At 37.5% G+C, this 15,892-nt stretch carries 11 protein-coding genes; 4 read left to right on the plus strand and 7 right to left on the minus strand.

Translation table 11 applies throughout. The annotated features are described in order from the left end of the window. Positions 1–224: 224 nt before the first annotated feature. Positions 225–2,243, plus strand: coding sequence for a DUF2079 domain-containing protein (locus tag fad_RS05250; protein ID WP_081142433.1), 2,019 nt, complete (start codon positions 225–227; stop codon positions 2,241–2,243). Between the two features lie 14 nt (positions 2,244–2,257). On the opposite strand, the gene fad_RS05255 is transcribed toward fad_RS05250, so the two are convergent. Next, positions 2,258–3,148, minus strand: a complete 891-nt coding sequence (locus fad_RS05255) for a Rossmann-fold NAD(P)-binding domain-containing protein (protein ID WP_081142435.1) — start codon at positions 3,146–3,148, stop codon at positions 2,258–2,260. Between the two features lie 169 nt (positions 3,149–3,317). Between fad_RS05255 and fad_RS05260 the strand changes: the two genes are divergently transcribed. After that, positions 3,318–4,916, plus strand: a complete 1,599-nt coding sequence (locus tag fad_RS05260; protein ID WP_081142437.1) for a B12-binding domain-containing radical SAM protein — start codon at positions 3,318–3,320, stop codon at positions 4,914–4,916. 103 nt (positions 4,917–5,019) lie between these two features. Here fad_RS05260 and fad_RS05265 read toward each other — a convergent pair whose 3' ends face one another. The 3 genes from fad_RS05265 to fad_RS05275 all read right to left on the minus strand — a co-directional run bounded on the left by fad_RS05265 (position 5,020) and on the right by fad_RS05275 (position 7,951). Then, the gene (locus tag fad_RS05265; protein ID WP_081142439.1) at positions 5,020–5,403 is read right to left on the minus strand and encodes a GntR family transcriptional regulator; all 384 of its coding nucleotides are present in this window, start codon (positions 5,401–5,403) and stop codon (positions 5,020–5,022) included. Between the two features lie 66 nt (positions 5,404–5,469). After that, positions 5,470–7,146, minus strand: coding sequence for an APC family permease (locus fad_RS05270; protein ID WP_081142441.1), 1,677 nt, complete (start codon positions 7,144–7,146; stop codon positions 5,470–5,472). A 298-nt stretch (positions 7,147–7,444) separates the two neighbouring features. Next, the gene (locus fad_RS05275; RefSeq protein ID WP_081142443.1) at positions 7,445–7,951 is read right to left on the minus strand and encodes an inorganic diphosphatase; all 507 of its coding nucleotides are present in this window, start codon (positions 7,949–7,951) and stop codon (positions 7,445–7,447) included. A 143-nt stretch (positions 7,952–8,094) separates the two neighbouring features. On the opposite strand from fad_RS05275, the gene fad_RS05280 reads away from it, so the two are divergent. Further along, positions 8,095–9,339 (plus strand): iron-containing alcohol dehydrogenase, encoded by a 1,245-nt coding sequence (locus fad_RS05280; RefSeq protein ID WP_081142445.1) that lies wholly within the window; start codon positions 8,095–8,097, stop codon positions 9,337–9,339. 5 nt (positions 9,340–9,344) lie between these two features. Beyond that, positions 9,345–10,838 (plus strand): aldehyde dehydrogenase family protein, encoded by a 1,494-nt coding sequence (locus fad_RS05285; protein WP_081142447.1) that lies wholly within the window; start codon positions 9,345–9,347, stop codon positions 10,836–10,838. Positions 10,839–10,845: 7 nt separating this feature from the next. Here fad_RS05285 and fad_RS05290 read toward each other — a convergent pair whose 3' ends face one another. From fad_RS05290 to fad_RS05300, 3 genes are all read right to left on the minus strand, one after another. Then, a complete protein-coding gene (locus fad_RS05290; RefSeq protein ID WP_081142459.1) occupies positions 10,846–12,276 on the minus strand; it encodes an APC family permease in 1,431 nt (476 codons plus the stop codon). Between the two features lie 1,026 nt (positions 12,277–13,302). After that, positions 13,303–14,241, minus strand: a complete 939-nt coding sequence (locus fad_RS05295; protein ID WP_081142461.1) for a hypothetical protein — start codon at positions 14,239–14,241, stop codon at positions 13,303–13,305. Between the two features lie 117 nt (positions 14,242–14,358). Next, positions 14,359–15,855, minus strand: a complete 1,497-nt coding sequence (locus fad_RS05300; protein WP_081142463.1) for a glycosyltransferase family 2 protein — start codon at positions 15,853–15,855, stop codon at positions 14,359–14,361. Positions 15,856–15,892 lie beyond the last annotated feature (37 nt).

Raw genomic sequence — 15,892 nt, forward strand, 5'->3', positions numbered from 1 at the left:
TTTTTTCATCAGTATATCACAGTTTCAACAGCACCCAATATAAATTAATGTGCAGAATACTTAATTAACTTTATGAATAATTGATACTGACAGATATACAGTTTATTTAAAATATCAATAACATAAACTTTAAATGATATATAAAAACTATTTCTCAATAAAATATTGCAATGGCTATCCGTTATTTCATAAAATAAATATATTAATAAGGACTTGGCAATTAGATGAAATTTGAGTGGATGCCCTTCCGGATAAAAAACATATTTAAAGATGGAAAGACAGTAAATTACCACAGTATAATTATAGTATTATCCATTATATTCGCTATTTTCTTTTCATTTTATTCTATTTTAAAGGCATATACACTTAATGCTTATGCATGGGATCTGGGATTATATTCACAGGCATTTTATTCTTCTCTCCACGGCCAATTATTCTATTCAAACCTGCTTGGAGAGAGTTATCTTGCAGAACATTTCTCGCCATTTATGTTTGCCCTCCTCGGTGTCTTTTACATCTATCCGAATCCATACATATTGCTTATTATTCAGGCAGTATTCTTAAGTTTCGCAACAATTCCACTTTACTATATCTCCCTGCATATTTTTTCCAGGATAAAGGAAAAATACCCTGAAAACATAAAAAATCCTGCACTTTATTCATTTATAATAGCAAGTGCCTTTCTACTTTCACCCTTAACAGAAAGCCCGATTTATTTTGATTTCCATCTAATGATATTTCTCCCATTCTTTTATTTTATGGCAATTTATTTTTACATTAAAAACAGGATGGCGTGGAATATTGTTTTTCTTGCCCTGATAGTAAGCCTTCATGCTTCCTTTGTTTTTATTGTAGTGATGACATTAATAATGGAAATGATGATATCCAGGTATTATTTCAAGGAATCCGGTGAGCAGACAAAAAAAATGGCATACCTGTTTATCACATCACTTATAGTTTTACTTATATACTATACTGCAGCAGGGTACCTCAAAGGAGACATAGCACATAGCCAGAGTATTTTGCTTTTCGCAAGTGGAGCTACGGGTTCTGCGTCGAGAAGTATAACTGGCCTTGTTTTAACATTTTTTCTCCATCCATACAGATTCATGACTTATATTATCGCCAATTACCAGATTAAGCTTCTCTTCCTGGTTCTTGCATTTCTGGCCGTTGATTTTGCATTTTACCGTTTCCCTATTGGTTTAATCCCGGCTATTCCATATCTTGTATATGCCATGACCTCCTCATACATACCTTATTATTTTATAGGATACCAGTACTCAATGATGTTTATACCTATGATATTTGTCGCTGCCGTATTTGGAATATCTAAAATGATGGAATTCAAGCCTACGCCTTCCATTAAAACTAAACGGGCGGCCAGGAATTTAAAAAATACCATGTTAGTTATTGCTGTATTTGCAATTGCAGCGTTTATAGTGGTGTCACCCATATCGCCTGTATCTGTGGAACCTTCAGGCATCCATAATATTGTAAATGATTCAGCAGGATATTCTGCAGAACGGAACCACTTTGTATATTCACTGGAAAATAATATAAGCATGAATTCATCCCTTGTAACCGGAAATAACATTTACCCGTTATTTTATAAAGATTTAAACGCAACAGCATTTCCGTACAATAATATTTCATCGACATCTGTGCATTTTAAATACCTAATTGCAGATTTGAACGATAGCCAGACCTACACTAGAAACAGGCATAATATATCACTTGCAAATCTTGCATTGGAGTATATGAATAGTGGTTCCTATGGCATACTTGCTGAGGGTTACGGTGTGATAGCACTTGAACTCCATTATACAGGAAAACCATTAATATTTAATCCATTAAATGTTTCCTATAGCTCAAAGGAATTTGACCATACTAACGGAAAGGTCTATGGCCCGATACCGGATAAAAACATGTCCAGTTTTCAAAAATTAGAAAATCTGGGAAAGAACGTGTATTCCGGCAACACCACCTATATTTTGCCCGGAAATTACAGCATATCTGTGTATTTGAACAGTAGCTATAAAATACCTGCATCAGGGATTAATATCACTATTCTCGACAATGGAAATGTAACTTTATATAGGATAAATTCCAGCTCATATAGATTAAATGGTGAAACTTTAACATTCAATCTGAACAGCACAGAGATGCATACAGGTGTCACTTACGTATTCACCGGCATTCCTTCCATAAATGGAATGTCAATAATACAGGATTCTGTATAACAACAATAAAAAAATCAGAAATTTATTATTCCCATATTTTTTAATATTACATAACCAGCTGCAACATCTTCCAATCCTATACCCATAGATTTGAATATAGTTTTATTCCCGGGGTATTTGCCTTTATTTATCATATAATCCTTCAACTCCACTATTTTTTCCTTTTTCTGCACCCCCATTATTTCTGCAGATTCTTTCATCGCCTGTTCAAGATTTTCCACTATCACCACGTCTGAGTTGTCCAGTACATCAGGTGCAGCCTCTCTTCTGATAGGAAAATTTGAGCCTGCGAGGTTTATATGGTACCTCTCAGGCAACTGGCTATAGTTGAATATAGGGCTATTGCTATTCGTAATGCTTGTAATGACATCTGATTCCTTTAAAACATCAAGTGAATCAACGGACTCTATTCCAAATTTGTCTGCAAATGCCTTCGAATGCGAGGGATTCTTTGAGTATACGTGGGCATGCTTTAAATTAAAGATCTCTTTCATTGCCAGAAACTGTGATTCGGCCTGGAATCCCGAACCAATTAAGGTGAAATTTATGGCTCTTTCTTTGACAACCTCTGAAGTGGCCATTGCAGCAAGTGCTCCTGTTCTGATCTGCCCCAGAGTGTTTGCCTCCAGTATGTAAAGATCTTCAGGTTTCTCAGTATTGAATATTATAACTACAAAATGTATTCCGGATGGACCTGCATAATAGGTTTTTAATCCAGCTAAATGCCGAGCCCCATAAACTCCTGGCATAGTATTAAGCATGCTATTATTATTCATTATTCTATCCCTTGGATGGGCATCTGATGCACCATTTCCGTAAGATTTGAAGGCTTTTCTTAACTCTTCAATGCATTCGCCCATTTTCAAATTTGATTTTACATCCTCTTCCGTTACGTAGGTAATCATAAAATTTAATTGTTTTTGCTTTAATAAAATTTGTGTTTAAACCAGTATAATGTTTTAACTATAATTCCATTCAAAAAGAGATTTAGCAATATTATATTCATTGGATTATAAATAATTGTTATAGTATATACTGCATAAAACGTAAATATTTGTAAATTATATTAATAGTATGTCATTAAGGGCAGTTTTCGTTAGGCCCAGCAATCGTACCGGGTCAGCATATTTGAACAAATGGGGTTTCCTTCCGGCACCCCTGGGTTTGTTAGCTCTAGCAGGAGAAATCAAAAGGATACCGGATAGTGAAGTAAAAATTATAGACATGGAAGCAGATGATATCTCCCTGGATGACGCCATAAGCCAGATTCTTGATTTTAAGCCTGACCTGGTGGGAATTACACTTCATGCCACTGCTGCACACAATAATGCAGGGTATATAGCCCGTGGTGTTAAGAAAGCTAAACCTGATACAGTTCTTGTGGCAGGTGGACACCATGCTACTTTTCTTCCGGAGGAATTGATAGAAGCGGGCTTCGATATATCGGTCCTGGGTGAAGGAGATGAAACTATTTATGATATAGCTATGGCAATAATGGAAAATAGAAGCTTCAATCAGATAAATGGAATAGTTTTCAGGGATGATGGAAGCATCAAGCGGACAATGCCCAGAAAGTTAATACAGGATCTTGATACGCTTCCGATGCCCCCACTTGAACTTCTTGATCCATCTAAATACACATTCAAGGTATTTGGCACTGATGACAGGGTTATGTGCCTGGAGACTTCCCGCGGGTGCCCCTATGGCTGTGATTTCTGTTCAGTTACGCCAACCTGGGGAAATACCTGGAGAAATAAATCCAACGAACGTATTATAAAAGAAATGGAGAACGCTAAAAGTTACGGGTATAACTGGATATTCTTTACTGATGACATATTCATAGTGGAGCCAAATGTTAAACACAGGGAAGCTTTATTTGATATGATACTGGAAAAGAATCTTAATACTTCATGGATTGTGCAGATGCGCGTCGATGTAACATCCCGCCATCCGGAGCTAATAGAAAAGGCCGCTAAGGCTGGAATGAGCATTTCATTCCTCGGTGTAGAATCTGGCAGTGAAGAAATATTAAAGAAAATGCATAAGGGGGAATTTACACCGCAATCTGCGCAGGCAGTTAAGATTCTATCCGGCAATGACATTGTTGTCATAGTTGGCATGATGGTTGGTGCACCATATGAAAGATACCGTGATTTAAGATCCACGGTCAGGTTTTCACGGGAACTGGCAAGAGCTGGGGCTGACGCCCTACAGTTTTCAATATATACGCCGCTACCGGGTACCAGAATATTCGATGAGGCACTGGAGAAAAAGTCGCTTTTCACACTGGATTGGGATAGATTTGATGTCCTTACACCGGTTATGAAAACACATGTAGGCCCGGTACTTGACCAGATGGTGCAGTTCTATGCATCCTATTCATTCTATATCTATAAATTTTTAAGGGGCAAGATTACCGGATTGCAACTGGCGGGTAAAAAGAAAAAGTTAATTGATACCGGAACAAAATTTATAGTTGATATGATGCCTGAATATTTACGGAGCATTGCACAGTTTCCTAGGCATTTGCTGGAAACATACGATATGTACTGGAACTCGAAGAAGAATGGGTTTATAGGAAAAGAAGGGCATGAGGAACTTGTTTCCAATTCAAATAAGATAATTTATGATATGGGAAAAAAGAAAAATGTGTATTATATGATAAAGCGTTAAATGTAGATTGCTTGCTGGCTTCATCATATCATCTTTTTATAAAAATTGCCATTGCATCAGGATACATGCATATTGTTGCACCACAGGTTATTGTGGATTAATTTTAATCTGACCTTATGGAAGAAATTATTCTTTTTACGCTCTCAATTATATCATTCTCAGTATAACCCATTGCGAGTGCCTCGTTCACCATATCCTTTTCTTTTTCAATTAATTTTGTTCCTTTTTCCGAATTATTGCCATCTGCAATTACATATTTCTTGCTTTTTCCAAGAACAATAATTCCATTGGTGCGCAATTTTTGATATGCCTGGTTAACAGTGTGAAAGTTGATATTTAGAACTTCTGCAAGGGTTCTGGATGAAGGCAGTATATCACCCTTATTTAATTTCTTTGTTGAAATATTATATGTTATCTGATTGTAAATCTGCAAATACAGTGGTTGTTCAGAATTTCTATCAATAACAATTTCCAAAGCTTTTACCATATGTTATAGTTATTCTATAATAATATAAATTTATTACGTTCATAAAATACTAAAAAATTTAAATTTTTACTGGAACTCCTTCGCTTCCTGTTTACTATTCTGGCTATCTTTCCAATCGGCTTCGCCCTCTTTTGTGTATAGCTGCTCAGTAAAGTCTTTGTGTATAAACTGCTTTTTAAAGCCAGATAGCACACCAAGCGGATAGATTACAAAGAGTCCCACTATAAAGGTTATGATAGTTCCCTGTATGTATGAAAAATATTGCGGAAATACAGCAGATGTCAATCCATCGTGGCTGGTAGCTACCATAAAAGTTGCGAATCCTATAAAGAATACGTACCACAGGGCATTTTTTGCACCTATTTTTACCTTTGAAAGCGCACCGAACAGCACTGCCCCAGCTGCTATAAGTATCACAGCATAGGGTTCAGATGGCCATCCTGTCCAGAACACAATTAAAGCGGAACCGGCTGTAGCAAGTGGTGCTATTATGCTCATTCCACGTACCATATCTTTCTTTTTTGTTATTCCCTGTCTCCTTGTTACCATAAGGGCTATTGGATTGGTTATCAGCCCTATGTATCCAGCCGCAGTTGCATCGTCTATAAATGTATATATGCTGGGTACCGGTGCAGTCACGAATACAAGCACTACACCGACTACTGCGAATACAATCAAAGACCATAATGGTATTGAGTGCTTGCTTTCTATATTTTTTAATTTATTTGATACATAACCGGATCTTCCCATAGAGAATAGGACTCTTGTTCCTGAACCAAGGTAAATATAACCCGTAACAAATGGAGTTAATACTCCAGTAATTACAGCAGCTATAAATACAAATGGGAATGGTTTCGACAGCAAGAAAAATGGATTATTTCCATGGAAAGCTGCCTGCACGCCCAGGAAGTTTCCGGGTATTACGCCTATCAGGGACCAGTTTGTCCCCATTGTAATAGCAAAGGCTACACTTATGTATATTAATGTTTCAAATAACAGAACCATACCTATTGCACGGGGCATTTTGCTTCTGTTGTTTGTTTCCTCAGCAAGGTCAGGTATCACCCGTATAGCTCCGAAATCATACATGGCGTAGGGCATTATAGAGAATAGAGGAATAGCAACTCCGTATGGGGCAAAGCCATATTTATAGAAATTCGCATAATCAAAGGCAAAGAATACCAGTCCAAGGGACATTGACAGGTAAAAGAATATTTTAACAGCACCGGTATATAGTGAAGATTTTCCGAATTGCTTTATTCCGTAATAGTTAAATGGAATTAGCCCGAGCATAAGCGCAAGCCCCAGTGCAACGCCAATATATGTAGGAGCCCCGCTTGAAGCCAGGAATATGGGGTCAAAATAATTTATGCCTGCTATTATGGAGATTACTTCAACCGGCGGTATAAACAGGTACCAGATAATATCGGACATGGCATTTATGATGTTTGTCCATCGCCCATGTGTATAAATGGAATATCTCGTTGGGCCACCTGCCTCCGGGTAGGTAACTCCAAGTTCCATGTATGTCAATCCTATCAGGGAATATATAGCAGCACCCAGTATAAAAGCAAGAATAGCTTCGGGGCCTGCGATAGTTATCATAGCAACTGTTCCAAATAATGCTCCGTTACCAAATGCACCTACCAGGCCAACCATAAGCATTTGATTAAATGTCAGGTCTTTTTTAAGCCTTGGTTTTCGTTTTATTATATTGTGTTTCATAGTATTAGAGTTTTCCATAATAGTTGTTTATTGCATACTTATATTTAAATATTCATGAAAAAGCATATATACGCGAATGTTAATTATCGAAAATTTCCATAATTGAAAAATTATAAAAATACGTTTATTTTAAAGGATTAGCTGTCGCATATCATGCGAAAATAAAAAGGTAATTTTTATATAATATATGATAAACAACATCATGGAAATTTTTTAAATACTTAGCTAAAAATTCTTTATGCGACCAGGGAATTACCATCTGAAAATATAAAAATAACAAAATTGAGAGATATTTTATTGGAATTAGATTAATTTATCAAAGAAGAGATTCTTTAATTTGCTTAATGGCCTCATCTTTTCCTTTGAAATCATGGAAGGTCATAAATTTGCCCTTTTCCAGTTCTTTATAGTGCTGGAAGAAATGCTTTATCTTATCTTTAACGGCATCAGGGACATCCTTTATGTCAGTGTATTCTTTAGACATTGGATCCACCTTATCCAGCGGTACCGCTATGACCTTATTGTCAGAACCTTCCTCATCGCTCATTTCAGCTATTCCGATAGCCCTGCATTTAACTATGGTACCCGAAGGTATAGGTACAGATGAAATAACAAGGACATCCAGTGGGTCCTCATCCTTTGCTTTTGTGTTAAGCACAAACCCGTAATTTGTCGGGTATACCATTGATGTGAAAAGTATCCTATCTAAAACTATATTTTCCACATCAAATTTATATTCAAGCTTTGTGTTTCCTCCCTGGGGAATTTCTATAAATACATAGAAAGATTCAGGGAAATTTTCTGTCTGAACATTAAATTTCATAATTTGTTATTGTTCTATTTAATATAAATATTATCTAAATCTTAGAATTTTCATCAATTAACTATGCCGTTATATTAATTGGTTTTCAGTAATGAGTTAAATTCCAAACAAAAAAATTATATTCACATTTAATATATATTTTAATGGATGATTTTGAAAACAGATATACTTATAATAATGAATTGAAATTTGACCAGGTAAAACGTATTTTATTCGGTGTGGGGCAATCCATGCTCGTTGGCGAACAGTTAAAAGAAATCGGAAAGAAAAATACCATAATTGTAACTGATCCTAATGTTTACAAATTCGGGTTGCTGGACAACATTGAAAAATCACTTTCCAAATCTCAGATAAAGTACGAAGTTTACGATAAAATTTCCAATGAACCTACAATGGATAACATCGTGAATGCAGTAGAATTTGCAAGAAGCAATGGAAAATTTGACTCGGTGGTTGCAGTGGGTGGAGGGAGCGTGCTTGATACCAGCAAGATGGTGGCATCCATGGTAACCAATAAGGGAGAGCCTGCAGAATACTTAACGCCAGTCGAGGATAAATTTAAAAATCCAGGGCTTCCCAAGATTTTAATACCCACAACAGGGGGAACAGGAAGCGAAGTTTCAAACATGTCCGTTGTTATAAACCGGGAATCCATGTATAAAACATGGGCAGCCAGCAGCAACCTTCTTGCAGATACTGCAATAGTAGACCCTGTACTGAATGTTAGTGCACCCCCCAGGACTACTGCAGCAAGTGGAATGGATGCCCTTGCGCACAATGTGGAGGGATTAATCAGCAAAGAAGCAAATCCTATTTCTGATGGCATAGCCACAAAGGCTGCGTCATTGATTTTTAGAAATTTACGAACAGCTTATAATGATCCTTCTAATATTGAGGCAAGGTCGGCAATGTCAATGTCCGCTATGCTTGGTGGTATGGTAATCACATTCCCATGGGTGGCCGGGCCATCGGTTCTCGGGCATTGCCTTGGCGAAGCTTTTGGGCCAAAATACGGAGCAATACACGGTGTTGCAGTAGGCATGGCATTGCCATACATACTGGATTTCAACATATCTGCTGCCTATAACAAAATAAGCTCACTTGCGAGGATATTCAATATACGTTATAAAGGAGAATCGGCAAGAGTCGTGGCATCAAAGATTCCACCGGCAATAATCCAGCTGCTTGAAGACCTGGAAATGCCTACAACACTGAAGGATATAAATTTCCCAGCATCGGATATTGAAAAATTTGGTGATTATATATTTTCATCAAGGCAGAAACTCTACGATCTCCCCAGATTTAATCCCAGAAGGCTCACAAAAGAAAATTCTATCAGGCTAATACAGAATATGTATGATGGGACACTGGAAAACCAGGTAAGGTAATTACAATGGAAACATATAAAATGTTTATAAATGGTGAGTGGGTAGAATCATCAGGGAAGCAGGTTCTGAAAGTACTGAATCCCTCTACAGGATTGGCTGTTGCCAGTGTCCAATCTGCATCCAGAGACGATGTCAGGAAAGCTATAGAATCGGCAAGAAAATCATTTGACTCAGGAGCCTGGAGCAGGGCCACCCCCGGTGATAGGTCAAATGTCCTTCTAAAAGTAGCCGATCTTATAGAGCAGAACCAGGATAAATTTATTAAAGTTGAAACTGAAAATTCCGGGAAAAGTATAAAACAGATATCCGGTTATGACATTCCATATACCATAGACAACATACGTTTTCTGGCAGGAGCCTGCAGGATTCTTGAAGGGAAAGCAATGAATGAATATGTTGCAGATGGGACAAGTGCAATAAGGCGTGAGCCCATAGGGGCTATTGGGATTATAACACCATGGAATTATCCATTAATGATGGTTGTTTGGAGAGCTTTCCCTGCCCTTGCAATGGGCAATTCTGTCGTGGTAAAACCAGCCAGCTATACACCATTGACAACACTTATGCTTGCGGATATAATGAAAGAAGCAGGTATTCCGGATGGAGTGTTCAATGTTATTACAGGTCCGGGCAGCTCTGTCGGAGAGGAAATGGCAAAAAGCGAAAAGCTGGACATGATAGCATTTACCGGTAGCACAGAGGTTGGAAAACGTCTGTCAGTACTAGCTGCTTCCAATTTAAAAAAAGTTTCACTGGAACTTGGCGGAAAGGCACCGTTTATAGTTTTCAAAGATGCTAATATAGATGCTGCGGTTGAAAGTGCCATTGTGGGCGGATTGGTAAACAACGGCCAGGATTGTGCAAACTCAACAAGGTATTATATACAGGAAGAGGTGTTCGAGAAATTTGTTTCAAGGTTGAAAAATAGGATACAGAAATTAAGAATTGGGGACCCGATGGACCCGGCAACTGATATGGGGCCATTAATATCTGAAACCCAGAGAGAAAGGGTTGAGGGATATATAGAAAAAGGGATTAAAGAAGGCGGAAAATTGCTTTCAGGAGGAGAGAGGCCTGAGATACCGGGCCACGAAAAAGGTTATTATATAAACCCTGCACTTATTTACACAGAGAATGAGGATTCTGCAATTGTAAAAGAGGAGATATTTGGCCCTGTATTTACCATATTAAAATTTAAGGATTATAATGATGCAATAAGAAGAAGCAACGACGTTACTTATGGACTCGGTTCCTCTGTCTGGACATCGGATATTACCACAGCCATTAGAGCTACAAGGGATTTAAGATTCGGAACAGTCTGGGTCAATGAACATGTTGTAGTGCCCTCTGAAATGCCATGGGCAGGATATAAGGAAAGTGGCCATGGGGCATCATTATCACCCTATTCCCTGGAAGAATTTACATATATAAAACATGTATATTTTGATCTAACAGGGAAGGTAAGAAAAGACTGGTATGATCAAATATTCAAAGGATAATAATATATTAATCTGTGGTAATCACCTCTGAAAAATCTTCTGACCCGGCATTCTCCAGGTCTTTTCTCTTATTTTTATACAGGTATAATCCAAATATAAATGCACCCAGAACCCATAATCCAGCCAGAATAGGCGATAGTATATAGGGCCACGTCAGTTCATCAAATGCAAATGCTATAATTGGAATTAGAATTATAAGCGAGGCTACTGGTATTATTGCATCCTTGACAATACTATACTTAATTTTATTGTCTTTCCTTGCATATCTTATATAAGCCAGGCTTGACATTGCATGTGCCGATACCAGGCCGATCCCTGCCATGGCCCCTGTTATAATTGCAGCGTCAAATGGGCCGAATGGAAATGACAATCCCATGGAAACAATAAGTGCTATAATTGAAACGAGAATGACCGCACGGTATGGTGTTTTATATTTTTTATGGGTAACTGCGAACCACCGGGGAAAAACTCCATCACGTGCCATGGCATAGATAACTCTGGACTGCACTATAGGATTCGCAACAGTATATGCAATATAGCCATTAAGTATGAAGAACAGGAGTATTATCTCTCCCGGAAGCCCGAAAAATCTATGCCATATAATTAATCCAGGATCAGGCGATGTTGCATAGCTGGTCATGCTGGTCGGCCCCCATGCAATTGTCAGTGCATACATAGCTGATATAAGTGTTGCGCCCGCCAGTATGGCCGCTATTATTATGGCCCTTGGAATATTGAATTTGGACTGTTTTGTTTCCTCACTGATGCCTATAACTGTACCGAGCCCCCCATAAGCTTCAATACCATATAATAACGCGAAGATGAATGGAATTACATTAATCCCTGAAAGGGAAAACACGCTTAAAGTATTTGCAGGCCCCATTGTAAATATAATATACCAGCTTGTTGACAGAAGGAATATGACCTCAACCGTGGCGGTAATAAGTAGATAGACCAGGGAGGGCTTTATGCCGAAATAGTTAAACAACAAGCCGGTTGCGAAGGGAATAAGTATCAATGGCACCCAGATGAATGGTATTGAAGATATTGCAGGGCTCAATAGAAATATGACTGAAGCAAAACCAAGAAGGCCGAAACTTGGATAAATTATCATTTCGTCAAGAAGGTAAATCCAGCCATTCATAAACCCGTAAAAGCCCCCCATTCCATGTCCGCCGATTGCATAATACCCTCCAGCATGTGAAACTCTCTGGCTAAATCTATAATTTGTATTAACCATTAAAAGGTAAATGACCCATGATAACAACACAGCCAGCGGCGATGCTCCAAGTGCAAAAAGTGCAACGCCGGTAAGCAATATTCCGATATCACCGGAAGGTGCAACATGTGTATATGCCTGAAAAACAGCATGCCATTTGCCCACTGCTCCTTTTTTCAGTTGAAATTTAGATTCGAGTACAGGTTCATTATTATCCATTCGGATATAATTTTTAATTACATATAAACATTGACAAAAATATATCAGAAATTGTTAAGCATTAGCATACATTATGTGTCAAAACGTTTACATTGTTATAAATCACGGCCTTGAATTATTAAATCATGTTTTCTTTTTATCCTGCAATATATAAACAATTGTTCATGCTTAATCAACATAGGAGGTTACGGAATTTTCTGTTCTATATATTGTGTAAGTACACCATCTTTAAGGTTAATTAATCATGAATTATTCAGCCCCTTCTCTGCAAGCATTTTCTTAAGCTTTTTATTTCCAGCCTTCATCTTTCTTATATCAGTACCTATCCTTGCAGCATCAGGCCTAATGCTATCCAATCTAAATACAGCATAACTCTTTTTATTTATCCTGCATTCACATTATCCCGTAGCAGAAAGCCCACTGTTTCAGCTGTAGGATGAATGTGTAAATTCTATATATTTATAAAATATCAATACTGAGGCATTATACTACTTTTAAGCAAGTTATGCCAGTAAATCCTGAGTATATCATTGATCCGTTAGGACTTGTGTAACTGGTTTGAAACGCCTCTGTCCCCCGGTACAGCATGCCTCAGGCAAAAGGCATATTCAAATTGCATGTAGACAGAGATGCGTACAAAGGGAACACTGACACCCCTGGAGAGGCAACATCATAACCGGTAGCTACCTTAAAACTCAACAACTGGTTCCTGCAAAACCGTCCGGACTGTGAGGGATGAAGACTAATCATAAGGAAAAGTAGGAACCACACTTTAGCAGTGGGAGTATGTCGGTGAATACTTTCTGCATTTCCAATCTATTTAATTATTGCAAGTTTCTCTTCTATGTTCCATTCTCTTCTTCCAACATTATATGCCATGATCCTCCCCGGCTGCTATTATATATTCTGTTAATGTATGATTACCACTATCGTGTGGCTTTATATCATCATTCAGGGACATGCCACTTTCTATCATATATTGGCTCAGGTTGATAATTGATTTTACAATAAGGGGCATGTATACTATCACTGATTAAATAACCGTTCAAAATTGTCTAAATCTCCATAGGATTCCAGAGTAACCCATTCAAAATTTTTTAAATCTATTTCAGTATCTACTATCAGCCTAAAGTATTCTTTTGCCATGAATTCTGGAACGATAAAATTTAATAATAGCTTATCTTCACTTTCATACATAAATGTAAAATTTGATGTTATATTATTCTTTATGATGTTTGATGCAAACAACACCAATATACTTTCATCTATACTGGTTTCATATATGTGGTCAATGTCTGATATAACTTTAATGCCTTCAACATTACCCAGATTACTATCAGAATAAAGGATAATTCTGAACTTCCCCCCCTTGGTGATATTGTCTACGTACTGAATTACTGTATTAGTGCCTTTCAATACTTTGATAATCTGGTACTGCGAAAATTCGGACATGGGAAGGCTTATGGTGATACTTTTAAGCGGAATCTCCATATTCTTCATAAAATTATAAAAGCCCATGGAGGGTTTAAAGGTTAGTTTTTCAATGTTTACCTGCATATAGTTATACTTGCTCAATAAATTAGAAAAATCTGTCTCAGAGTTTGTATGCATAAAACCTTGTAATTTTAATTTGCCAGATTCAATACCGGCATAGCTGATTACCAGCCCGTTTATGCTATCAAGGTCTCCTAAAAATCCTGATAAGTAGGGGTCTTGAATTTTTTCACTGTAAAAATAATAACGCGCCTTCTCTTCTATATCAACCAGTTGAAAGAAGGGTTTTAAGGCTGTAATATCATCTGTTTTCGGGATAAAAAGATTAAAAAGGAAATCATGGCCATCCCTAATAAGGCAGCCAGCACTATTATACCCGGTTGCACGGAACAATGCTATTTGCCGGGAGTTAAAATTTATAGAAATATCAAAATATTTTGAAAGCTTCAGATCAAAATTTACCGGTTTCATTAATTTCTATAACATATAAATCTATAAAAATATTCTTTTAATTGCTAAATCATAAGCCTTAAAATTGCTTTATCATGTAAACGCTTCTGGAATCCGCCAAATTAAATGAATACAAACCTACATAGAGTTTTTAAAGGCAGGATCATCCATTGATGATGCACGCGGGGTTTTATTTAACCAGAATACCGGCATGAGAAGTGTGAACTGAAAAAACGCCCAGAACGCAGTAATATATGAAAAAGTGTTGTGCTGTAAAATGAGATAAATTGCAGCAAGAGGCAGGAGGATTAGAATTGTGAACTGTGGCCAGAAACGGTACAGAGGAATGTTTCCGCCTGTTCTGGCTGTTGTAAATGGTTTGGATTTTTTCAGTAACACACTGATTGAAGTAGAAATGCTCAGCGGGAATATCAGGAGATTTGCGGCCATATTATAGAAGACAAACCTTAATGGTGCCTTTTTAGATACCTGGGAAAGGGTAAATGTTGTCATGAGAAGTATAGTATATGGCAACCAGGCAAGAAGGTAAAGAAGATTGTTTATTGTCAGAACCCGTATTCCAACAATTTCAAGTATCGGAGAAAGGAGGAAAATTAGATAAAACCAGCCGAAGATATACCATGTTGATGTTGCAAACCAGTCTAATTTCTGTTTCGGCGAGAATTTTTTGCTTAAAAGGATTTTTTTGACAATTTTTGGCATTAAAGACAGCGAACCGTACATCCATCTCCATTGCTGATTAATGTATCCCTGCATCGTTACCGGAGCCCGCCCAAACACTAACTTTTTATTGTAATATACACCGGTCCATCCATTTATTGCCATGTTAACAGATGTGGCTATATCTTCAACTATGTTATTCTCATCGAAATAACCTACTGACTTCAATGCATCTAGATTATACACTACATTTGTGCCACAGGAGAATAATGTGCCTGCTACACTTTTACCTTCCGTGAGTATGTCATAAAATATGAATTGCTGGGCCTGTGCTATCTCTGCTAGGATGCTTGAATCAGTATTTGAGTATACCTGTGGAACCTGGATAAACCCTATTTTTGGATCCTTTGCCAGCAAAGCTGTAGTCTCCCGTAGAAAATCAGGAGCCGGCGTCTGGTCTATATCTATTACTGCAACATATGGTACTTCCAGTGTTTTAAGGACATTATTCAATGCACCGGCCTTGTATCCACTTCTATTTTCACGGTGTATGTATTTCATCCCCAGTTTCCGGCATAAATCTATTATAGGAGCAGAATCGCCACGTGTTGAATCATCAAGGACATATATATCAGAGTCTTCTCCCGCGTTGGAATAAATGGCTACCAGATTAGTAATTACCATTTCCTCTTCTTCATTGAAAATGGGTACAAGGACAGCTACTTTGCCACGAAGCCCCGGTACATAAGAATCATGTATTGTATCTGTATATTCAGTAACACTGCGGTGGAAGGATAGAAAGTATGTTACACTCTGAATTCCGAAAAACACACTTGCAATCCAGAACCAAGCGGTGAATATATAATCAAAAGTAGTGCCATTCTTTAAAATCAATGCCGAATATAAAGCTGAAGCAATACCGATGATTATGAAAACTATAGAGAGTATACTCATTATATTTACAAAAATTACAGTTCGTCTGCCCAGATTA

The organism is Ferroplasma acidiphilum, assembly GCF_002078355.1.
GTDB classification, from domain to species: domain Archaea; phylum Thermoplasmatota; class Thermoplasmata; order Thermoplasmatales; family Thermoplasmataceae; genus Ferroplasma; species Ferroplasma acidiphilum.

Excerpts from the sequence above, each read along its gene's own strand:
- fad_RS05265 (WP_081142439.1), bottom strand. The coding sequence starts at position 5,403 with ATGGTAAAAGCTTTGGAAATTGTTATTGATAGAAATTCTGAACAACCA.
- fad_RS05255 (WP_081142435.1), bottom strand. The coding sequence starts at position 3,148 with ATGATTACCTACGTAACGGAAGAGGATGTAAAATCAAATTTGAAAATG.
- fad_RS05275 (WP_081142443.1), bottom strand. The coding sequence starts at position 7,951 with ATGAAATTTAATGTTCAGACAGAAAATTTCCCTGAATCTTTCTATGTA.
- fad_RS05295 (WP_081142461.1), bottom strand. The coding sequence starts at position 14,241 with ATGAAACCGGTAAATTTTGATCTGAAGCTTTCAAAATATTTTGATATT.
- fad_RS05270 (WP_081142441.1), bottom strand. The coding sequence starts at position 7,146 with ATGGAAAACTCTAATACTATGAAACACAATATAATAAAACGAAAACCA.
- fad_RS05300 (WP_081142463.1), bottom strand. The coding sequence starts at position 15,855 with ATGAGTATACTCTCTATAGTTTTCATAATCATCGGTATTGCTTCAGCT.
- fad_RS05285 (WP_081142447.1), top strand. The coding sequence starts at position 9,345 with ATGGAAACATATAAAATGTTTATAAATGGTGAGTGGGTAGAATCATCA.
- fad_RS05250 (WP_081142433.1), top strand. The coding sequence starts at position 225 with ATGAAATTTGAGTGGATGCCCTTCCGGATAAAAAACATATTTAAAGAT.
- fad_RS05260 (WP_081142437.1), top strand. The coding sequence starts at position 3,318 with ATGTCATTAAGGGCAGTTTTCGTTAGGCCCAGCAATCGTACCGGGTCA.
- fad_RS05280 (WP_081142445.1), top strand. The coding sequence starts at position 8,095 with ATGGATGATTTTGAAAACAGATATACTTATAATAATGAATTGAAATTT.
- fad_RS05290 (WP_081142459.1), bottom strand. The coding sequence starts at position 12,276 with ATGGATAATAATGAACCTGTACTCGAATCTAAATTTCAACTGAAAAAA.